Source organism: Helicobacter pylori NCTC 11637 = CCUG 17874 = ATCC 43504 = JCM 12093, from assembly GCF_900478295.1.
Taxonomy (GTDB): Bacteria; Campylobacterota; Campylobacteria; order Campylobacterales; family Helicobacteraceae; genus Helicobacter; species Helicobacter pylori.
Map to the genome: position 1 here is coordinate 402,805 of NZ_LS483488.1, position 19,922 is coordinate 422,726.

The 19,922-nt window shown below is 33.2% G+C and carries 21 protein-coding genes and 2 pseudogenes; 13 read left to right on the forward strand and 10 right to left on the reverse strand.

The genetic code is table 11. The annotated features are described in order from the left end of the window. The first annotated feature begins 1 nt into the window (after window position 1). The 8 genes from DQL14_RS02025 (at window position 2) to DQL14_RS02060 (ending at window position 9,729) form a co-directional block, all read left to right on the forward strand. Window positions 2-1,525, forward strand: coding sequence for a toprim domain-containing protein (locus DQL14_RS02025; protein WP_108169668.1), 1,524 nt, complete (start codon window positions 2-4; stop codon window positions 1,523-1,525). Beyond that, window positions 1,522-1,824, forward strand: a complete 303-nt coding sequence (locus DQL14_RS02030; protein ID WP_108169669.1) for a virB2 type IV secretion protein — start codon at window positions 1,522-1,524, stop codon at window positions 1,822-1,824. Before DQL14_RS02025 ends, DQL14_RS02030 begins: the two co-directional genes overlap by 4 nt. Continuing rightward, window positions 1,825-2,091: a hypothetical protein gene (locus DQL14_RS02035; protein WP_001173702.1), complete on the forward strand. Its 267-nt coding sequence runs from the start codon at window positions 1,825-1,827 to the stop codon at window positions 2,089-2,091. It begins immediately after the preceding gene. Then, the gene (locus DQL14_RS02040) at window positions 2,084-4,507 is read left to right on the forward strand and encodes a VirB4 family type IV secretion/conjugal transfer ATPase (RefSeq protein ID WP_108169670.1); all 2,424 of its coding nucleotides are present in this window, start codon (window positions 2,084-2,086) and stop codon (window positions 4,505-4,507) included. Before DQL14_RS02035 ends, DQL14_RS02040 begins: the two co-directional genes overlap by 8 nt. A gap of 2 nt (window positions 4,508-4,509) precedes the next feature. Next, window positions 4,510-6,543, forward strand: a complete 2,034-nt coding sequence (locus DQL14_RS02045; protein ID WP_108169671.1) for a type IA DNA topoisomerase — start codon at window positions 4,510-4,512, stop codon at window positions 6,541-6,543. A 116-nt stretch (window positions 6,544-6,659) separates the two neighbouring features. Continuing rightward, window positions 6,660-7,829 (forward strand): VirB8 family type IV secretion system protein, encoded by a 1,170-nt coding sequence (locus tag DQL14_RS02050; protein ID WP_108169672.1) that lies wholly within the window; start codon window positions 6,660-6,662, stop codon window positions 7,827-7,829. After that, on the forward strand, window positions 7,829-9,361 hold the full coding sequence (locus DQL14_RS02055; RefSeq protein ID WP_108169673.1) for a TrbG/VirB9 family P-type conjugative transfer protein: 1,533 nt from the start codon (window positions 7,829-7,831) through the stop codon (window positions 9,359-9,361). Before DQL14_RS02050 ends, DQL14_RS02055 begins: the two co-directional genes overlap by 1 nt. After that, window positions 9,361-9,729 (forward strand): DNA transformation compentancy, encoded by a 369-nt coding sequence (locus DQL14_RS02060; RefSeq protein ID WP_108169674.1) that lies wholly within the window; start codon window positions 9,361-9,363, stop codon window positions 9,727-9,729. Before DQL14_RS02055 ends, DQL14_RS02060 begins: the two co-directional genes overlap by 1 nt. Here DQL14_RS02060 and DQL14_RS02065 read toward each other — a convergent pair. Then, on the reverse strand, window positions 9,726-11,009 hold the full coding sequence (locus tag DQL14_RS02065) for an RNA-guided endonuclease InsQ/TnpB family protein (protein WP_108169144.1): 1,284 nt from the start codon (window positions 11,007-11,009) through the stop codon (window positions 9,726-9,728). The genes DQL14_RS02060 and DQL14_RS02065 overlap by 4 nt on opposite strands. 51 nt (window positions 11,010-11,060) lie before the next feature. Here DQL14_RS02065 and tnpA (DQL14_RS02070) point away from each other — a divergent pair, with 51 nt between their 5' ends. Beyond that, window positions 11,061-11,507, forward strand: coding sequence for an IS200/IS605 family transposase (tnpA, locus tag DQL14_RS02070; RefSeq protein ID WP_162296838.1), 447 nt, complete (start codon window positions 11,061-11,063; stop codon window positions 11,505-11,507). Between the two features lie 86 nt (window positions 11,508-11,593). Here tnpA (DQL14_RS02070) and DQL14_RS08585 read toward each other — a convergent pair. The 9 genes and pseudogenes from DQL14_RS08585 to tnpA (DQL14_RS02125) form a co-directional block, all read right to left on the reverse strand. After that, window positions 11,594-12,151, reverse strand: a pseudogene (locus DQL14_RS08585) (hypothetical protein). Beyond that, window positions 12,152-12,442 (reverse strand): hypothetical protein, encoded by a 291-nt coding sequence (locus DQL14_RS02085; protein WP_000159825.1) that lies wholly within the window; start codon window positions 12,440-12,442, stop codon window positions 12,152-12,154. Then, window positions 12,439-12,894, reverse strand: coding sequence for a hypothetical protein (locus DQL14_RS02090; protein ID WP_000795431.1), 456 nt, complete (start codon window positions 12,892-12,894; stop codon window positions 12,439-12,441). The genes DQL14_RS02085 and DQL14_RS02090 overlap by 4 nt, the downstream gene beginning before the upstream one ends. Next, window positions 12,891-13,832, reverse strand: a complete 942-nt coding sequence (locus tag DQL14_RS02095) for a CpaF/VirB11 family protein (protein ID WP_108169675.1) — start codon at window positions 13,830-13,832, stop codon at window positions 12,891-12,893. Before DQL14_RS02095 ends, DQL14_RS02090 begins: the two co-directional genes overlap by 4 nt. Then, a complete protein-coding gene (locus DQL14_RS02100) occupies window positions 13,832-14,131 on the reverse strand; it encodes a hypothetical protein (protein ID WP_108169676.1) in 300 nt (99 codons plus the stop codon). The genes DQL14_RS02095 and DQL14_RS02100 overlap by 1 nt, the downstream gene beginning before the upstream one ends. Continuing rightward, window positions 14,128-14,391, reverse strand: coding sequence for a hypothetical protein (locus DQL14_RS02105; protein WP_108169677.1), 264 nt, complete (start codon window positions 14,389-14,391; stop codon window positions 14,128-14,130). The genes DQL14_RS02100 and DQL14_RS02105 overlap by 4 nt, the downstream gene beginning before the upstream one ends. Next, entirely contained in the window at window positions 14,381-14,677 is a 297-nt protein-coding gene (locus DQL14_RS02110) for a hypothetical protein (RefSeq protein ID WP_108169678.1), read from the reverse strand. Before DQL14_RS02110 ends, DQL14_RS02105 begins: the two co-directional genes overlap by 11 nt. Window positions 14,678-14,746: 69 nt before the next feature. After that, window positions 14,747-15,628: pseudogene (locus tag DQL14_RS02115) on the reverse strand (DNA type IV secretion system protein ComB10); the annotation flags it as partial. Between the two features lie 121 nt (window positions 15,629-15,749). Further along, window positions 15,750-16,196 carry an IS200/IS605 family transposase gene (gene tnpA, locus DQL14_RS02125; RefSeq protein WP_162296838.1) on the reverse strand — a complete coding sequence of 149 codons (447 nt, stop codon included), beginning with the start codon at window positions 16,194-16,196 and terminating at the stop codon, window positions 15,750-15,752. A 51-nt stretch (window positions 16,197-16,247) separates the two neighbouring features. Here tnpA (DQL14_RS02125) and DQL14_RS02130 point away from each other — a divergent pair, with 51 nt between their 5' ends. The 4 genes from DQL14_RS02130 to DQL14_RS02145 all read left to right on the forward strand — a co-directional run bounded on the left by DQL14_RS02130 (window position 16,248) and on the right by DQL14_RS02145 (window position 19,908). Next, complete coding sequence (locus DQL14_RS02130) at window positions 16,248-17,531, forward strand: RNA-guided endonuclease InsQ/TnpB family protein (RefSeq protein WP_108169679.1); 1,284 nt, start codon at window positions 16,248-16,250, stop codon at window positions 17,529-17,531. Window positions 17,532-17,608: 77 nt separating this feature from the next. Beyond that, entirely contained in the window at window positions 17,609-17,887 is a 279-nt protein-coding gene (locus tag DQL14_RS02135) for a hypothetical protein (protein WP_053577294.1), read from the forward strand. A 1-nt stretch (window position 17,888) separates the two neighbouring features. Further along, a complete protein-coding gene (locus tag DQL14_RS02140) occupies window positions 17,889-19,151 on the forward strand; it encodes a type IV secretion system protein (RefSeq protein WP_108169680.1) in 1,263 nt (420 codons plus the stop codon). Between the two features lie 73 nt (window positions 19,152-19,224). Beyond that, window positions 19,225-19,908: a CAAX protease gene (locus DQL14_RS02145; RefSeq protein WP_108169681.1), complete on the forward strand. Its 684-nt coding sequence runs from the start codon at window positions 19,225-19,227 to the stop codon at window positions 19,906-19,908. Window positions 19,909-19,922 lie beyond the last annotated feature (14 nt).

Sequence of the window (19,922 nt, forward strand, 5' to 3'; positions counted from 1 at the left end):
TATGGCTTATATCGCTAATTTACAATTCTTACCATTAGATGAGATTTTAATCTCTAATGGTTATAAACACAAAGTAGAGAAATCAAGCAAAAATAACCCAGCTCTTTACAATGAGGACGATACCATTAAAGGCACACTTATTGTTTCAAGAAAGCCTGATGGGAGTTATCATTATTTTAACGCTCATAATGATGAAGATAAAGGCACGATTATCGCCTTTTGTAAAAATCGTGGGCTAGATTTTAATGATTTGATCAAAAACAGAGATGATTTAGAAATTAGCGATAAGCCAAACCACAAATATAACAATTCCAAGCCTTATACAATCATTACCAAAGAACAGGAAGCAGAGCGTCAAAAAGTAGTGAAACAATTTGAAAAGCTCCCTACCTACGATATAGAAAGCTCAGATTTGTTTCACACCTTGCTGGATAGTCGCTCTTTGGATAAAACTTTACTAAAACCTTACAATCATTTACTCAAAGAAGATGAACATGCAAATTTATGCGTGCCTTGCTATTTGATCAATGATAATGGAAACTTAATACAGGGTGGGTATAACAAGCGATTATCCAAACCTTTCACTATGCAAGGCGCTACTAATCCCACTAAACACTTAATGCAGGCAGGTTCTATCAAGGGTTTTGAAGTTTTATCTCCACAAAACATTAAAAATATTCAAAATATCATTGTAGCTGAAAGCGTTTTTGATGGTTTAAGCGTGTTAGAAATGCAACGGTTTGATCCCAATCAAACAGCTATTATTTCTACTATTGGTAATTTCACAGAAGAAAGAATGCAAAAATTTGTAGATAAATTTCTTAATACCATCAACACTTATAAGTGTAAGGAATACAATGAATACCACAAAGAAATTGATCGCTACAACAAGCAATTAGAGGACTATGAAAATTACATAAATTTTCAAAAAAGATATGAAAAATGGCGTGCTAAAGAGTTAGCTAAACACGATAATGATCCTAAAAAAGTCCCTAATGATCCCATTTTCTCGCCCATAAGAGATAAAAACAATCTTATCCCTAGACCCGTTTTTAAGCCCACTCTAGCCTTACGCCTAAAAGAACCAAAAATTCCTAATTTAAGTCTTAATGTTATTTTAGCAATGGATAATGATGAACAGGGGCGAAAATTCAACGCTATTTTGGAAAAAATTTTTTACGCTCACACTAAAGAAATTCCAAACATCTATACGCCTATCAGCAAAGATGCGAACGATGATTTGAAGATCGCTAAAGCATTAGGATTGAAGCAAATTAGCAATAGGATTTTACAAGATTTTTTATTTGATGCCAAAGAAAAAATGCAAAACCCTACTACCACACCATCACAAAAAAGCATCTTGGCTAACCAATTACAAAAACTACAAGATCTAATGCCAAAACCTAAACTACTACAAGGAGTGTTTCATGGTTATCAACAAGATCATGGATTTGGATCTAAATATGTAGCTAATTCTGTCTATTACACCAACAATCAATCTCAAAACAAAGGACATGAAAGATGAAAACAAAACATAAAGGAATAAGAATGTTTAATCAAATTCGTAGAATGATGAGTTTGGCAATATTAATGCCTAGTTTTTTATTGGCGGCGCCAGATTACAAACAAAAATTCACTCAAATATTGGATTTCATAAGCAATGACTTTATCAAGGCTATTGGTGGTCTAATCATTGTTGGGACTTGCATTTACGCCTATAAAAATTGGGACAGGCTTGGAGAAATTGGTTGGAAATGCGTTGGGATTATCATTATAACCGCTGCTATTTCTAATGCTAAAACTTTAAGTCAATGGTTATTTTAGATGGCATTGCATATTGTTTGTGTTGAAAGTATCAACATTAGAGAAATCAGCAAAAGAGAAACTTTTTTGGGATTAAACTTGGATAGTTGGATTGTTAGTTTCTTAATGTCGGCATGGTTACTTTCATTCCAACCACTTTATGCTATGGGTTTAATGGCTAGTTGTGTGTTTATATTCTACATTTTAGAATTTTTTGATGAAGATATAACAGCCATTTTGCATGCGCTTTTCACATTAAGAACAGGAGCTAGAAATTATTATGCTTGAGAAAATTTTCACTTCTTTATGCTCGCTAGTTCCTAAGCGTTATAGCATGAAAGAAGAAACTAACATTGTTGGCATTTATAATGAGCATTATCTTTTAAGTGAAAAATCAAACCTTGTAGGCGCTCTTAAATTAGAGGGAATTTCTTATTTGTCTTTAGATGACAAAGAAATAGCGCAAAAATTTAATGAACGCATTTTAGCTCTTAATGAGATTGTAGATGGAGTGCATTTTAAAATTGTAGCTAGAAGGCGTAAGATTTTCATGCACCATGAATATACTCAAGAGGAGATAAGCAATCCTTTTGCATTAGAGGTTATCAATTTATGGGAGCAGGGGGTTGAGGATGTTTATCAAAATTTCTATTACTTAATTTTTGAAACTAAGAATGATAGCATTAAAGGTTATTTGGAACGATTTAAGAAAAAAATCACTACCAATGAATTAGAAAATATTCAAGAAAATAATAAACAAGATGAAGTTAAATATCAAGAAAACTATTTCATAGGCTTTGATAATTTTAATTTATTAGATAAATCTAAAATATTAGACAGCATTATCAATAATGTTAAAAACATGCTTTCTAGCTTATTTGTAGAAAAAATAGATGCTAATAGTTTGCTTAATTTTTATGCAGAATATATCAATGGTGTTCCTAGTGAATACACTTTCGCTAGAGGTCGTTTGCATGATGGCATGATCAATTCTGATGTGCATTTTAAAAAAGATTTTTTCACTCACATTCATAATGGTAAAGAGATTTTCAAGCGTTTCATCAGCATTAAGACTTATGATATAGACAAAATTGTCAGCACTGCTCTTTCTTCAGTGTTGCATTTATCTTTAGAATTTGATGTGATTTTAAACATTGACAACATTCCTAAAGCAAAGGCTGAAAAAAGGATTGAAACTAAAAGAAAAAGAGCGAATAAGATCATTAGAGTTGAAATTGATGAATTGAATGACCTTATTAAAACAGACAGAGTTTTGATGCAAGAGATTTCTTTAAACATTTTAGTTCATGCCAAAACTAAAACCGATTTAGATAGTGCTTGTATAGAAATTACCAACTTGCTTAAACAAAAAGGTATTGTAAGCACACAAGAGAGTATTGGCATGTTGCTTATGTTTTTTAGCTTTTTCCCCAATCGTAATCGCTTGAATTTTAGAAAGCGTTTGTTGTCTAGTCAAAACATTGCTTCTTTAATTATATTGGAAAAACAAAATTGTGGTTTTTCTAGAAATTCATGGGGTGATCGCCATTTAACTATTTTTAGAAACCAAGACAAATCGCCTTATTTATTCAATTTCCATGCTTATGAGGCAAAAAGAAAAAATGATATGGTATCAGGGCATACCATCATCTTTGGTGGCACAGGGGCGGGTAAAACCACTTTAATTGAATTTTTGATCACCAATTGTTTTAAGTATGAAGATTTAAGTATTTTGGCTTTAGACAGAAATAATGGCATGCGTGTGATGACTGAGTTTTTAGATGGTCAATACAACGATAGCAATGACTTCTACATTAATCCGTTTTCTTTAAAAGACACAAGCGCTAACTGCACCTTTTTAGTGAGTTGGTTGGCATTCATGCTCAATATTGATGAAGATACCAAAGATGAAAAAGAAAAAAAGACTTTAAGCGCTTTATCCAAAACAATCAGAGTTTGCTATAACAATATCACAAAACAAGGGGGTGCTATTTTTAAGTTAAGAGATTTTAAAGACACCCTAGAAATAGACTATTTAGATAGCAAGGACATTTTAGAAAAAGAGAGTTCAAAAGACTTATACAAGCATTCTAATGATTGTTTAGACTTTGCTAAAAAGCTTTCTGTTATTGATATGGATGCTCTTTCTAGTAGTAAAAAAGATTTCAACTTGGCAGTGCTATACCTATTCTACAAAGTCATGAATAGAGCTAAATTAGAAAACAAGCCTTTTTATATATTCATTGATGAAGCAAAATCTGTTATTGAAAATCCCATCATGTTAGCTAAAATCAAAGACACACTCGCTCAAGCTAGAAAACTCAATGGGGTTTTAACTTTAGCCTTTCAAGACATTAACCAACTTGATGGCGTAGAGGGAGCAAAGTCCATTATAGAAAACGCCGCTCAAGTCATACTCTATCCTACAAACAATTTTGAGAAATTAGAGAGCTATGGCATTTTATTAAGTCCTATTGAAAAATCCTTTTTAAACAAAACGCCGTTAAACGCTAGGCAAGTATTAGTGAAAAACCTTCTCACTCAATCTAGCGTATTTTTAGAAATCAATTTAGAAAAGCTAAACAGCACCAGTAAAAAATTTTTACGAGCGTATAACTCTAGCGCGTCTAGCGTTTTTGAACTAGAAACGCTTAAAAAGGATAATCCAAAGGATTATAAAGAAGTTTACTTGACAAAGGAGTAGGAATGAAAGATAGCGTGATTATCATTGAAAGCCCTAATAAGGTTGAAAAGATTAAACAACTAACAGGTGCGGAAGTTTATGCAACTATAGGGCATTTTACTAACCTTATAGGCGTAGATATTGAAAATAATTTTGCTTGTAAGTTTGAAATCAAAGAAGACAAGGCTAAGAAAATAAATTTTTTAATTAATGCTTGTAGGGACAAAAAAGTCTATATCGCTACTGACCCTGATAGAGAGGGCTATGGTATTGGCTATCAATTTTATGAAAAAATTAAAAATGTAGCTAGTGAAATTTATCGTGCAGAATTTCATGAGATCACACCAAGCGGTATTGAAAATGGATTAAAAAATGCGGTGTTATTTTCTCGTTCTAACACTAATTTATACCAATCATTCTTAGGTAGGATTGCAAGCGATCAGGTTGTTGGATTTGCTCTAACAAGTTATTTAAGAAAAAGTTTGAATCTTAGTGAATTGAGCGCTGGTAGAGTGCAAACTCCAGCTCTAGCTTTAATCTGCAAAAGAGATCAAGAAATAAGGGATTTTGATAAGTTGGATGCTGAAGAAAAAGTAGAATATCAAATCCAAGCTAATATTGTGTGCAATGAAAAAGAAGTGATTATTAAGCATGTAAGAGCGAATGAAAAAAACGAACTAGTGGATTTTAAATTTAAAGACAAAAACGAAGCATCTCAATTTTTAAAAGATCTAAAGGACGGATTAGGCTCTATGAGTGTTCTAGTTTCAGTAAAAGAAAGTCTATCCAATAAAGAACCCAAAAAACCTTTCACCACCTCTAAACTTTTATCCCAAGCGAGCAAATCCTTAAAAATACCCACTAAAGAAATCGCACAACTTGCTCAAAAACTCTTTGAAGCTGGTCTCATCACTTATCACAGAACTGATAGTGAGTTTTTGAGTCCTGAGTATCTCAAAGAACATGAAGTGTTTTTTAAACCTATTTATCCGAGTGTTTATCAATACAGGGAGTATAAGGCTGGCAAAAACTCACAAGCTGAAGCGCATGAAGCCATAAGAATTACACATCTGCATGCTTTAAAAGACTTAGAGAAAGTGTGCAGTGACGCTAAAATAAGCGAAGAATTAGCGCTGAAGTTGTATCAACTTATTTATGCCAATACAATTTGTTCTCAAAGTAGAAACGCCTTATACAATCAATACGATTGTATCTTTAAAATTAAAAGCGAGAGTTTTAAGCTCTCTTTCAAACTTTTACAAGAAAAGGGTTTTTTAGAGATTGAAGAACTCATTCAAGGCAAAGAAGAACTTAACAAGGAAGAACAAGAAAGTGAAATAGAAAACTTTTCATTAAAAGAAAATGATAGTGTCCCGTTAAAAGAAGTTTTTATTAAAAAAATAGAAAAACCCAGTCCTAAACCTTATAAAGAAAGCGCCTTTATTCCCTTATTAGAAAGCGAGGGGATTGGTCGTCCCAGCACTTATGCGAGCTTCTTAGATCTTCTTTTGAAGCGTAAATATATTAGCATTGATACAAAAACTAACGCCATCACCCCTACTAGTCAAGGATTAGAAGTGATTTCATTTTTCAAAAAAGATAAAGAAGTGGATTTCATCGCTCTTACAAGCAAGGATAAGAGCAAATTAGGAAACACTACCAAACAATTTGAAGAATGTTTGGATTTAATTATGAGAGGTGAAGCTAGTTATGAAAAGTTCATGCTTGAAGTCATAAGCAAATTAAAAAGTACCGCCAAGTTTTATCAAACACAATCTACTGACAACAACATGCCTACTGATAAGCAACTTGAACTCATAGACAAAATCTGTAAAGATAAAAAATTACAAAAACCCTGTCAAGAAATCCTGCAGAACAAGGAAAAATGTTCTGATTGGATTGCAGAGCATGTTAAAGAAAAACCTAGTCAAAAACAACTGAATCTGGTTAAAAAAATTTGTGAAGAGTGTAAATTAGCAATGCCCACCAATAAAATATTGAATGACAAATTCGCTATCTCTAAATGGATTGATAAACACAAAAAGCCAAAGAAATGAGAATATTTTTACTAGGAATAATTTTGTTAGCACTAAGTGGATGTTCTAACAAACAATATGAAATGCATAAAAGCCCTTGTGCCTTTTTTCACTTAAATCAATCCATAGGCTAGTTGATGTCAAAAAGAAGCGAAGTTTTAGGACAATTTTATGGCGGTTTAAAAAATTTAGAATTACAAACTAAAAGACGCATGGATTTGTGGGGCGATCTAAAAGAGAATGAAGAACAAACTTTGCTTTTAGGAGAAATTGAAAATGAATTAAAGCAATTAGAAAACAAAGAAAATCTTAAAGCAGACAACAACACAGAATTTAAAGAAGAAAATCAAGACACTAAAGAAAACCAGCCTAACGATTTGTTTTCTTTGCCATTGCCCACTCAAACCACCATCAATGGAAGTGAAGAATTTGTAGAAGAGCCTGTGATAGAAACAGAGGAAAAAGAAACACCCCAAAACGAGCCAATCCAAGAAAAAAAAGAAAGAATTTTTAAAAACTTTTTCTTCAGAATAGGCTTTGATAAAAGCATTGCCCCTACAATGCTCTTTGAAGAAGTGAGAGATGCAAGCGTTATCTATCATTTAGAGAAAAAATTAGGCGATTATATCTTTTATGTAGCGTGTTTCTTCTTTGGCACAACAGCGTTGCTTATTATCTTACTGATTGTTCTGTTGCCCTTAAAACAAAAAGAGCCGTATTTAGTGCAATTTTCCAACAATAAAGAAAATTTTGCTTTAGTTCAAAAGGCAGATAGCACCATTACAGCCAATAAAGCTCTTATTCGTTCATTAGTGGGAGCGTATGTGCTAAACAGGGAAAGCATTACTCATATTGAGCAACATGAAAAAATGCGTCAAAACACCATTAAAGAGCAAAGTTCCAATGAAGTATGGTATGAATTTGAAAAACTCATCGCTCATTATGACAGCATTTACACTAATCCTTTACTCACAAGAAAAGTAAAGATTGCAAATATTTACTTAGATAAAGATTTAGCCTATATTGACATTGAAGTGAGCTTGTATCATAGTGGAGAATTAGAGAGCCTAAAGCGTTATAAAGTGGTGATGAGTTTTGAATTCAAAAAACAAGAAATCAATTTTGACTCCATGTCTTTAAATCCTACAGGCTTTATGGTTACAGGTTATGATGTGACTGAAATTGCGATTTTAAAAGATTTAGATGAGAAAAATAAAGTCAAAGATGATGGTGTGAAATCTAGGATTATCCATACCGAGAAAAAAGACCCTCATATGAGCCAATATAAAGATGTTAAGGAACAATAATGAAAAAATTCACTCTATCGCTATTTTTGTATTGCGCTTTACTTAGCGCTGAAGAGGATATTTTTAGAAACAATACCAATGAAACTGATCCTACAAGTTCTTTTGAACATGGCAAAGAAAACAACAATCTTATCCCAGCAAAATCTGATAGTTTAGAAAGTTTCAAAGAACAAGAAAACAAAGAAAAAGCCAAACAACTTATGGATTTAAAAGCCTTACAGAGCGTGTATTTTTCTAAAAGTAGAAAATTGCAAGACAATAATTTCAATGTCTTGTATGTGGCAGGCAACACCAACAAAATCCGCTTACGCTATGCGATGACCACCACTTTTATTTTTGATAATGATCCCATTATCTATGTGAGTTTAGGCGATCCTAGCGGTTTTGAACTCACTTACCCTACTAATGATCATTACGATTTATCCAGCATGCTAGTGATCAAACCCTTGCTTATAGGGGTGGATACAAACCTAACCGTAGTCGGAGCGAGCGGAACAATTTATACTTTTTACTTGTTTAGCACCACTTACACTAGCAAATTTCAAAGCTATTTTTCAGTGTTTGTCTCTAATAAAAGGGCTATCGGTAAGCTCAATATTTTGTCTAAAAACGAGCTGGAAAAAAGAGAGCGAGAACAATGGGCTAAAACAGAAACAAATACAAATAGCTCTAATCAACAAGACAAACAAAAGCTTGACTATAGAAAAATCAATTATGAGAGCAAGGAAATTGATGATGGCAAGTTTATAAGAATTGGAGATGAAGTCAATCACATTTTCATTGAAAAAGCTAAAATCAATCGTGGTTATTTGCAAAAACCCAAACACAAACGCACCTGGTGGAGTTTGTGGCTCTATAAAAAACCCAGTGATGACGCGCTTGATATAAAGGCGCTAGATGTCTTTGATGATGGCAAATACACTTATTTTAGATATGACAGAGATCAAGCCTTTTCAAAATTTCCTTACACCTATAAGGTTGTAGATGGGTATGATAATCCTATCAATAGCCGTGTGGTAGGGAATTACATTATTGCTGAAGATGTTTCTAAAAAATGGACTTTAAGGAGCGGTAAGGAATATGTGTGCGTAAGAAGAGATAAACACAAATACCAAAAATCTAAGGACTTCATGCGTTTAAAAAGGCTTTTAGAGCAAGATGAAGCCATGAAAGCCAAACGAAACAACATTCACTTGGTTGAAGACACTACGCCTCAACCTAAAAATGCCATTAGCGTAACGGAGTTGTTAGCTCAAATCAAAAACCAAACTCCAAATGAAAAATGCCGAGCCTTAAATGAAGAAGAAGTTAAGACTTTAGAAGAAGTTAAAAACATCATAAAAGCTCCCAAGCCTTTGCAAAAAGATTTGAAAAACAAGCTCAAAAAACACACCATCAAAACCCATTATTGCGTGCCTATCCCCTATATAGAAAGACCAAAAACCACTGATAGTTTAGAGAAGAATAAAAAGGGTCTGAATAACACCCCAAAACAAAATCAAGCAAACCCTATTAAAGAGAGTGAAAAATAATGGGCTTTTTTAGAGTAATTAGAAACGCACCGATTGCAAGTATCTTTATTGTTTTGATGCTTATTTTTTGCGCATGGTTTTTCCTTTATGATGATAGCTCGCCTAAAGCAGTGAAAAAATATGTTAAAGGTAAGTTTCCAATCTCTGACTATCTCTACAAACAAGCGGGTGAAAAGAAAATCCTACCACAGAACAATGTCGTTAAACAAGAGACTAAAGAAGAAAGAATTAAAAAATCTTGTAAGGGTCAGATAACAGATAGTAAGGGTAATTTAATAGATGATGATTGCAATATTATAGCCACTCAAAAACAAGTTAATAATTTACCAACCTTACCAAAAGATATACGTGAATTACCCAACCGCTAAAGCGATTGGGCTTTTTCTTGCTTCATAGCTCCATAACTAGCTAGATCCAATATGTTTCCATATTTAGAACTAACCCCGTTAGAGGAAGCTCCACAAGCTTTGACACACTCATTAGTGTGATGAGTGTAATCGCTTCGGATAATCCCTACCCTAGCTTTATCTGTCTTTACTTTATGCCTATCATCTAGCATGCCTAAAGCGTAGTTTCTGATATTGACGCTCGCATTATAATCTCTGTGGTGTGTGGTTTTACAATGAGGACAAGTGAATTTAGTGATGCTTTCATGTTTTTTGCCTGTATTGACCCCACAATAAGAACATAATTGAGAGCTAGGGAAAAATCTGTCTATGCCTAATAGGGTTTTGCCTTTTCTTTGGGCTTTGTATTCCAACATAGTAAGGAATTTCCCCCAACTCGCATTAGCAAGGCTTTTAGAATGATAGGTTTTCATAAGAGCTTTAATATTCAAAGTTTCTACTCCTATCAAATCGTATTGATTGGTTATCTCATTACTGATTTTATGCAAGTAGTCATCTCTAGTGTTTGAACAAGCTAAATGCAATCTGGATACCTTTTTAGCTTGTTTTTTCCTGTTGTTGGAACCTTTTACTTTTTTACTCAACCTCCTTTGCGCTTTAGTGAGTTTCTTTTCTAATTTTTGATAAAAGCGAATGTGTGGGTATTCTATTTTATCGCTTGTAACAATGAGCGTTCTTAAGCCCATGTCTAAACCTACCGCTTTTTTGATAATGGTGGGGTTAGGGATAGGCTCTTTAGTTTCATAGGATAGAGAACAAAAATATTGATCCGCTATGCAAGAAATAAAAGCCTGTTTGATAACGCTATCTTTAGGCAAGTCTCTGTGTAATTTAGCCTTAATGCCCTCTTTGAATTTAGGGAGAGCGATGGTTTGAGTTTCTGTTTTGATTTCTATGTTTTGAGGGATTGCAAAAGATTGTTTAGCGTTTTTCTTGGATTTGAATTTAGGGTATCTCGCTCTTTTACTGAAGAAATTATCATAAGCGCTCACCAGCTGTCTTAACGCCATTTGCAAGCTTTGAGAATTGCATTCATTGAGGTAATGGTATTTTTCTTGCCGCTTGATTTGGGTTAAGACTTTTTGCATGGTGAAGTAAGTTTCTTTAATGCCTTTTGCGTATTGCTTTTGTCGGTAATCTAAAAAGTAGTTATACACCACCCTAGAACAGCCAAAATGTTTAGAAATAAGCTCTTTTTGTTGAGCGTTAGGATAAATTCTAAACTTGATAGCGTTAAGCAAAAATAACTCCTTATCTTTATCTTGTATTATTATACAATGTTTTTATAAATAATGAATAAGGATAGAGGAATGAGAAAAAACCATTATCCATTAAGAGGGTATATTCCAACCAACAGAAGTAAGCATAATCTAAAAGCCCATTTGATTTTAGTGTGTAAATACAGAAAAAAGTTATTGCAAGGGGATTTGAACAACTTTATTAAGTCTGTTATAGATGAGATAGCCACCCAAAGCAATCTCATTATCATTGCGATGGAAAGCGATATAGATCATTTGCACTTAATGGTTCAATATATCCCTAGAATGTCTATTAGTTCCATTATTGCTAAAATCAAACAAATCACTACTTATAGAGTTTGGCGCGATAAAAGATTTATCCCCTTATTGCAAAAACACTTTTGGAAAGAAAAAACTTTTTGGACTGATGGATTTTTTGCTTGCTCTATCGGTGAGGCTAACCCTGAAACGATCAAGGCGTATATAGAAAATCAAGGTTAGTTTTACTTAAGGTTTTTATAGTTCCTAGCGGAACTAAAGCATTCATCCCAAACACTAAAGATATTTGGGATTTCTGCTTGGGTGGTTTAAAATAATCCTTTTAGGTATTTCATAAATAGCGTTAGTTTTACACTTAAAAATCCCCTAAATATAAAGGTTAAGACACAAATCACTACCAAAAAAGATAAGATCGTAAAGAAAACCTTAGGTCTTTTCTTGGCAAATTGATAAACTTCATAAAATATACACCCTATAAAAACAGGCAATAGCGTAAAGCTAGAGACAACAAGCATTAGAGGTAAAAACAAAATTAAGAACAAGCCTTTAAAAATATTAAAAATCCTATATTCGTATTTAATAATATCTTTCATTTCAGCTCAAACTGCCTTGCCATGACTATCCATATTGCGCCCATTAAAAAATAAGTAGGCTGTCAAAAATAGCGGTAATAACGCGCAAAAGAATGAAAAATAAATCTCAAATTTAAAATGGGGAAAATTATGCAGATTAAGAATAATCTTTTTTAGATAGTTATAACTCGCTAAAAAACTAGGAAAATCTAAGAAATAATGCGATACGCCTAAAAAAATAAAAGGAATGGCTAAAATAGAAATGATATAGCAATAAGGCTTATAAATTTGCATTTATTCTACTTTGATTTTACTATCTAATAAACTCATAAAATGCATAAAATCATTCTCAAAACTCTCATCTTTCATAAACTCTTCAAACTCTTCTTCGCTTTTAACCCAAACTTCACTAACATATTCCATTAAAAGAGTGAAATTTTCTTTTAGATTTTCTTGCAATATTTTTGCTTGGTTTTCATCTTTTAGAAAATGGGGAGCATTGATAATGCTTTGAGAACTTTTAATAATAGATGCCATTTTTTCTAAATAATTTCTAATCAAATCAATATCAGTTTCTTTTGTCATAAATTCATCCCTTTTAAAATTTTCTTATCCCCTTTTAAACAATGCGCTACGATGAAAGCGCTTTTTTTGATAGCTAGGTTTAAAATTTTTGTTTTTTCGCTCCAAGCTTTCAGTTGTATTTCAATATCTTGCAATAAGCCAAAATGGATAACATCTTCTCCTAAAAGTGCCGCATTATTTAAATGGTAAGCAATCTGGTTAAAATTAGAACAAGTCGCATTCAATGAGCTATATAGCATCGCTAAACTGCCTAAAGCGCTTGTGATTTTTTGCTGTTTGTAGAAACTAATTTGGCTATTTAAAATAAGATTTTCTACAATTTTGGTGTAAGACTTGTTATGCCTAGTTTTTAAATCCTTTAAAATTTGGACACATCTAACATCCAATAAAAATTCCATCCTTTTAGCGCCCCCTTTTTGTTTGGATTTTCTGTAAAGTCTTGGATTTTTCATAACACCAACTCCTTTTTAAATTCGCTTTTAACATTTAAAACATCATCAATTATCCTATCGCTACCTTTTTTTTTGATTTGGATAACATAGTCCATACCAGTGCAAAAATAATCTAAAAGCGTTTCTTTGGGCGTAGGCTTACCGCCTTTATTCAAGTTTATATTCTGACAAATAGCTATAAAAGCATCTACTACACTATTAGCGTGCAAGGTGCTTATCATTCCGCTATGCCCAGTATTTGCTAAACGCAAAAATAACGCAGTGTTATGCGTGTCAATTTCGCCTAATAATAATCTATCAGGAGACATTCTCATAGCCGCATTTAAGCCATCTTCATAAGTAAAAAATCCGCTCCCACTTTTATCTACTAAAATATTGACTTGATCTTCGTTACTGATTTTTAACTCAGGACTATCTTCAATAGTAACCACCCTTTCGTTTTTAGGAATATTTTCAATCAAGGAATTAACAAAGCTAGTCTTACCACTAGCTGTGCCACCACTGATTAAAATATTTTTACCTGCACTTACTAAGTTAAGTAAAAAATCATAGGTAATGTTTTTAGCCAGACATTTCTCACTTAATTTAAAGGCGTTAATTTCAAACTTGAAATTGCTAGGCACTCTGATATTGATAGAAATATTAGAACTAGCAATAATGCTAGGGTGTAATGCGTTAATTCTAATTTGTGTGTAAGGCAAAGAAGTGTTTAACTTAGGCGTTTTTAGAGTGAATTTTTGGTTTCTAAAAATGGCTAATTGCTCACAAAAAACTAACAAATAATCATTAGTAAATTTTTCATTAAAACACCTCACTTTTTCCTTTGGGCGGTGCAAGAAATACTCTTTTTCTTTATTAAAAACCACTTCATTTAAATCAGGCTGGCTTAAAATAGGCATAAAGTCATCAAGGTAACTTTTTAAAAGATTAGAAATCATTATGGTTCTCCTTGATGGTTATCAAAATCCCTTAACATTTTTTTTTGAAGTTCAATGCGCTCTTTTTCTCTTTTATCTTCTATTCTTTTAGCTAAAGAATAGAGATGGTGTATTTTGGAAAGCCTTTTATTATTAGCTTTAATCTCCAAGTTTTTTTCACAAATTTCGTGTTTTTCTAGTAAGTATTCTTGATAAATTCTATGACTTGTGAGTTTTAGATTAGATAACTCTTTTTCTAAATCCAGTTTATCTAATTCGTTAAGCTCTAATTTTAATAATTTGTCTAGTTTCTCTTTCATAGTTGTTTCCTTAAGTTTTCTAGTTCTTTTAATAAGTTATTGAGTTCTTGCTGTTTTTGTTCACACAGCCTATAAGTCTCATCAAATTTTTTTTGGATTTCAACATTTTTGCTCACATAGGAGGCATAAAAATCTAAATCCTTAATTTTAGAATTTCTAGGCTTTTTAGGTTTTTTATCTTTTTTAGGCGCTTCTAAAATGGGCCGCTCTTCATTTAAATGAGCAAGCTTTTTATCGCAATTAAAATTTTCACCAATCATTGTTATAAATCCTTTCTATATCAAAAATAATTTCAAGCGGTTTCTCGTTTTGGATAATCTTTTTTGAAAAATGCTCTTCAGTATTTAAAATTTCTGAAACCAGCCTTTCAGTAATCCTTGCTTGCATTCTGGATCTTAACTCTTTGGTTTTATTTCCTAGGCGTTTATCCATAACTTTTCTTAATTCCATTTGCACCTCTACTACTTTTTTGCAAAGCTCCACATATTCTGCATCTTTGCTTTCTTCTAGAGTGTTCAATAATTCTTCTTCAGGGTTGAGTTTCATTGGTAATCCTTATGTTTAATATTGTATTTTAATTTTACACTATTTAGAATAAAATTATTATTAATAATGCTATTTTGTATCATTGTTTTGTTCCTTTTCTTCATTAAAAAATTTCGCTAAGACTTCATTGTTTTTAGGGATAGGAAACCAAATATCCGTATTAGGACTGATAAAAATATGGCTTCCCTCTCTAATAGTGATAATGGGCTTAATCCTGATTTGATCTCGCATGATTTGAGCGATAATATTATTTAGGCTGATACCAGTTTGCCTCGTCATTTGCATCATCATGTAATCTCCAAAATAGTTTTGGTTAAAACCACCCCTTTTGTTTTTCATCGCTTCGGTAAGACCGCTAGTAAGACCTATGAGTAGCCCGTTTGACAAGGTGCTTAAGGATAAAGGAATACCATAGCGTTCCCAATATTTGTTATGGAGTGTGCCTATCATGCCGTTATAGCCCTTGACATCAGCTCCCCTAGCATCGCTTAGTATGATATTGACTCCTTGTGGCGTGATTATCCTATTCCAAGCAATTTCTAAGCGGTATTCGCCTATTTTGTTATTAGAGTTGTAATAGCCTATGGCTCTACTCCCTTTAGGGATTAAAACCGCTCTACCCATCGTTGCGTATATATCACTCTCCACTTGAGCGACTATCTTACTCCCCCCTATTTCACTACTAATAGGAGTGATCAGAATGGCTGGGATCATTCTGTCAGCCGTAATCGTTCTCAAAAGTTTGTTTTCACTGCTCGCTATATTTTTTCTTTTAAAATTTTTAAAACCGCTAGAGCCGTATTCTTTTTCAAGTTCTTGTTTTTCTTTGGATCTTGTGTTAGAAACACTATTTTTTATAGAGGTTGGAGGCTGTGTTTCTTTTTGGCTGCTAATACGAGACGCTAAAATCACAAGACGGGTTTTTTCTTCTTCGTTAGCGGTATTGTAGTTGGAAGGATTGGAGGCAACAGTAGGTTTGGTTTTAAACCACCCAAGCAGAAATCCCAAATATCTTTAGTGTTTGGGATGAATGCTTTAGTTCCGCTAGGAACTATAAAAACCTTAAGTAAAACTAACCTTGATTTTCTATATACGCCTTGATCGTTTCAGGGTTAGCCTCACCGATAGAGCAAGCAAAAAATCCATCAGTCCAAAAAGTTTTTTCTTTCCAAAAGTGTTTTTGCAATAAGGGGATAAATCTTTTATCGCGCCAAACTCTATAAGTAGTGATTTGTTTGATTTTAGCAATAATGGAACTAATAGACATTCTAGGGATATATTGAACCATTAAGTGCAAATGATCTATATCGCTTTCCATCGCAATGATAATGAGATTGCTTTGGGTGGCTATCTCATCTATAACAGACTTAATAAAGTTATTCAAATCCCCTTGCAATAACTTTTTTCTGTATTTACACACTAAAATCAAATGGGCTTTTAGATTATGCTTACTTCTGTTGGTTGGAATATACCCCCTTAATGGATAATGGTTTTTCCTCATTCCTCTATCCTTATTCATTATTTATAAAAACATTGTATAATAATACAAGATAAAGATAAGGAGTTATTTTTGCTTAACGCTATCAAGTTTAGAATTTATCCTAACGCCCAACAAAAAGAATTGATTTCTAAACATTTTGGCTGTTCTAGAGTCGTGTATAACTACTTTTTAGATTACCGGCAAAAGCAATACGCAAAAGGCATTAAAGAAACTTACTTCACCATGCAAAAAGTCTTAACCCAAATCAAGCGGCAAGAAAAATACCATTATCTCAATGAATGCAATTCTCAAAGCTTGCAAATGGCGTTAAGACAGCTGGTGAGCGCTTATGATAATTTCTTCAGTAAAAGAGCGAGATACCCTAAATTCAAATCCAAGAAAAACGCTAAACAATCTTTTGCAATCCCTCAAAACATAGAAATCAAAACAGAAACTCAAACCATCGCTCTCCCTAAATTCAAAGAGGGCATTAAGGCTAAATTACACAGAGACTTGCCTAAAGATAGCGTTATCAAACAGGCTTTTATTTCTTGCATAGCGGATCAATATTTTTGTTCTCTATCCTATGAAACTAAAGAGCCTATCCCTAACCCCACCATTATCAAAAAAGCGGTAGGTTTAGACATGGGCTTAAGAACGCTCATTGTTACAAGCGATAAAATAGAATACCCACACATTCGCTTTTATCAAAAATTAGAAAAGAAACTCACTAAAGCGCAAAGGAGGTTGAGTAAAAAAGTAAAAGGTTCCAACAACAGGAAAAAACAAGCTAAAAAGGTATCCAGATTGCATTTAGCTTGTTCAAACACTAGAGATGACTACTTGCATAAAATCAGTAATGAGATAACCAATCAATACGATTTGATAGGAGTAGAAACTTTGAATATTAAAGCTCTTATGAAAACCTATCATTCTAAAAGCCTTGCTAATGCGAGTTGGGGGAAATTCCTTACTATGTTGGAATACAAAGCCCAAAGAAAAGGCAAAACCCTATTAGGCATAGACAGATTTTTCCCTAGCTCTCAATTATGTTCTTATTGTGGGGTCAATACAGGCAAAAAACATGAAAGAATCACTAAATTCACTTGTCCTCATTGTAAAACCACACACCACAGAGATTATAATGCGAGCGTCAATATCAGAAACTACGCTTTAGGCATGCTAGATGATAGGCATAAAGTAAAGACAGATAAAGCTAGGGTAGGGATTATCCGAAGCGATTACACTCATCACACTAATGAGTGTGTCAAAGCTTGTGGAGCTTCCTCTAACGGGGTTAGTTCTAAATATGGAAGCATATTGGATCTAGCTAGTTATGGAGCTATGAAGCAAGAAAAAGCCCAATCGCTTTAGCGGTTGGGTAATTCACTCCGTATTGAAATAAGGGTTATTGTGTTAAAATTAGTCAAATATTTTAAAAAGGATTTTGCATGTTTAAAAGCAGATTAAATTCATGGATTTTGTTAGGGATTTTAGGGGTTTTAGTGGTGGTTTTTTGGGATGTTATAAAATACAGAATAGAAGATTTGAAACATGCTCATTATCTATCACAAGTGAAAGAAAGGGAAGAATATTATAAAAACCATATAGAAGAAGCTTTGAAAAAGGATAGCGAATGCTTTGAAAAAGGAGGTGATAAAGTGGATTGCTCGGCTGCCATGAGAATAGCTGCTGGTGAAAGAAATAGAAGAATGTTGGAGATTAAATAACATGGCCGCTCCACTACTTGCCTTGCCGTTTCTTTCTAATCCTTTAGTGCTTGGTGCTTTAGCTGTCATAGGAACGGGTGCTTACTTACTTTACAATAAGCAAGATTCTTTAGTTGTGCAAGCAGATGGGCTTTACAGCGAGATTCTTGGGTTTTTTATTTCGTTTTCTAACAAGATCTTGAAGGGAATTGGCGAGCCTTTAGCCAATGTTGTCCAACCTTTTGGCATGGTCTTAGGAGTGCTTTTGATCCTTTTGTATTCCTTTAAACGCTATCAAAACAATGATTTATTTGAAATCAAAACCTTTTTAATGCTTTTTGTATTTGTGGGATACCTTTCTTTGTATCATTACGCTTTTAAATCTGATGGTTCTAGTAGCGGTAATGGTCGCTCCAGTTTTGCCTTTCAAAATCATGTAACAGAAATTTTTGACGCACCTGCCAATTTGCTAAATGCTGGGATTTCTAATGTGGTTAAGGAATATCAAACAAATAGTGCAGGAGAATATAAGAAGATAGACGCACGCCATAGCATCACTAACGCTAACATTTCATTCCATGTCAGACAAATTTTAAGTAGTTTGAATAAGCTATATGAAGACTTCACAATTAATAATGGGCTATCACCAAAAACTCTTATTGCAGCTGTTTTGTTATTGGTTATTTTAGGATTAGAATTGTTTTTGTTATTCAAAGTTTTCTGTTATGTTTTTATGACTTATTTAGAAAAAATTATTTACTTGTCTTTAGTTATTTTTATGTTACCGCTAGGTTTTTTTCAGCAGACTAGAGGTTTTTTAGTGTCTTATGTGAAAAAGATTATTTCATTGACTTTTTACATGCCTTTATTGTTGCTATTAGTGTTATTCAACTCTTTTGCATTACAATACGCAATCAAAGTGGGAGGGAGCAATGAAATAGTGGCTAAATTTGGCATTATTGTGGTAATAGGAATTTCACTGGCATTCATTCAAAAAGTCCCCGAAATGATTAACGCTATCTTTGGCACACAAGGTGGTCTAACGGATGCTAAAAGTTTTGTATATCAGGGCGTGCAAATAGCTAGTGCTGGAGCTGGAGCCATAGCTGGAAGTCTTAAGAGTGCGGGTCGTTCAGCGTTTGGCAGAACGCTAGAAGCTTATAAAGACGCAAAATCTACGATAAACAGCACCACGGCTAACATGAGAGACATGCCAGGACATCCTGGTGTTGGAGTGGGCGTGGAGACAATTGAACTTCCCAAGTCTCATAGAGCTAACAAATGATAAAGGTCATTTTAGGGCAATTTTTGAAAATTATTTTTAGTGATAGTTTTTCAAAAAAACATTAAGAAAAATCATGAAAGATTTACAATATTTTAAGAATAATATTACGCTCATTCTATCCAAAGACAGATTAGATACTTATAACAGCCTAGAGCAATACAAAGAAAATTTAAAACTCATTGCTTCTATCACGCCTAAAATCTCTAACTTAGAAATTTATTTACGCAACGCTTTAGATTATTGTTTAACCCAAATCAAAGGGAGTGATTGGGTATTTAGTGAAGATTCTTTAACAAATTTAATTAACGAGCAAAAAGAAAAGAAAAAAGAAATCACGCATTCTTTGATTTTATCTAAAATGTCTTTAGGGGCAGTGATTAAGCTTATTTTTTGTTATAAATTAGAGGGGGTAATATTAGATTTAAAGCGCATCAATTTCAAATCCTATTACCCCAATAATAAAAATACATTATTTATCAACAATAAAAAAAATCCATTATCTAGTGCCTCAAAGGTTCATATTGCTTTAAACTTGCTATGGACGATTAGAAATCGCGCGTATCATTGGGAAAACTTACTCAAAACCAAACCAAATAACCGCCCACGCATTACGACTTATTTCACTGGGTTAAAAGACAATGATAGGGCAAAAATGCCTATGAATATAAGTGTAGAACCAAGTAAAATCGTCTTGTTTTTAGATGATTTAATTAAAAGCATTGGGAATAAAGACTTGGAAAATTTAAGTAGTTTGTGAAAAGGTGGGCTTCG

What these genes read in the sequence shown, in the direction of transcription:
- DQL14_RS02025 (WP_108169668.1), top strand. Translation starts at nt 2, where the DNA reads ATGGCTTATATCGCTAATTTACAATTCTTACCATTAGATGAGATTTTA.
- DQL14_RS02030 (WP_108169669.1), top strand. Translation starts at nt 1,522, where the DNA reads ATGAAAACAAAACATAAAGGAATAAGAATGTTTAATCAAATTCGTAGA.
- DQL14_RS02035 (WP_001173702.1), top strand. Translation starts at nt 1,825, where the DNA reads ATGGCATTGCATATTGTTTGTGTTGAAAGTATCAACATTAGAGAAATC.
- DQL14_RS02040 (WP_108169670.1), top strand. Translation starts at nt 2,084, where the DNA reads ATGCTTGAGAAAATTTTCACTTCTTTATGCTCGCTAGTTCCTAAGCGT.
- DQL14_RS02045 (WP_108169671.1), top strand. Translation starts at nt 4,510, where the DNA reads ATGAAAGATAGCGTGATTATCATTGAAAGCCCTAATAAGGTTGAAAAG.
- DQL14_RS02050 (WP_108169672.1), top strand. Translation starts at nt 6,660, where the DNA reads ATGTCAAAAAGAAGCGAAGTTTTAGGACAATTTTATGGCGGTTTAAAA.
- DQL14_RS02055 (WP_108169673.1), top strand. Translation starts at nt 7,829, where the DNA reads ATGAAAAAATTCACTCTATCGCTATTTTTGTATTGCGCTTTACTTAGC.
- DQL14_RS02060 (WP_108169674.1), top strand. Translation starts at nt 9,361, where the DNA reads ATGGGCTTTTTTAGAGTAATTAGAAACGCACCGATTGCAAGTATCTTT.
- tnpA (WP_162296838.1), top strand. Translation starts at nt 11,061, where the DNA reads ATGAATAAGGATAGAGGAATGAGAAAAAACCATTATCCATTAAGAGGG.
- DQL14_RS02085 (WP_000159825.1), bottom strand. Translation starts at nt 12,442, where the DNA reads ATGACAAAAGAAACTGATATTGATTTGATTAGAAATTATTTAGAAAAA.
- DQL14_RS02090 (WP_000795431.1), bottom strand. Translation starts at nt 12,894, where the DNA reads ATGAAAAATCCAAGACTTTACAGAAAATCCAAACAAAAAGGGGGCGCT.
- DQL14_RS02095 (WP_108169675.1), bottom strand. Translation starts at nt 13,832, where the DNA reads ATGATTTCTAATCTTTTAAAAAGTTACCTTGATGACTTTATGCCTATT.
- DQL14_RS02100 (WP_108169676.1), bottom strand. Translation starts at nt 14,131, where the DNA reads ATGAAAGAGAAACTAGACAAATTATTAAAATTAGAGCTTAACGAATTA.
- DQL14_RS02105 (WP_108169677.1), bottom strand. Translation starts at nt 14,391, where the DNA reads ATGATTGGTGAAAATTTTAATTGCGATAAAAAGCTTGCTCATTTAAAT.
- DQL14_RS02110 (WP_108169678.1), bottom strand. Translation starts at nt 14,677, where the DNA reads ATGAAACTCAACCCTGAAGAAGAATTATTGAACACTCTAGAAGAAAGC.
- tnpA (WP_162296838.1), bottom strand. Translation starts at nt 16,196, where the DNA reads ATGAATAAGGATAGAGGAATGAGGAAAAACCATTATCCATTAAGGGGG.
- DQL14_RS02135 (WP_053577294.1), top strand. Translation starts at nt 17,609, where the DNA reads ATGTTTAAAAGCAGATTAAATTCATGGATTTTGTTAGGGATTTTAGGG.
- DQL14_RS02140 (WP_108169680.1), top strand. Translation starts at nt 17,889, where the DNA reads ATGGCCGCTCCACTACTTGCCTTGCCGTTTCTTTCTAATCCTTTAGTG.
- DQL14_RS02145 (WP_108169681.1), top strand. Translation starts at nt 19,225, where the DNA reads ATGAAAGATTTACAATATTTTAAGAATAATATTACGCTCATTCTATCC.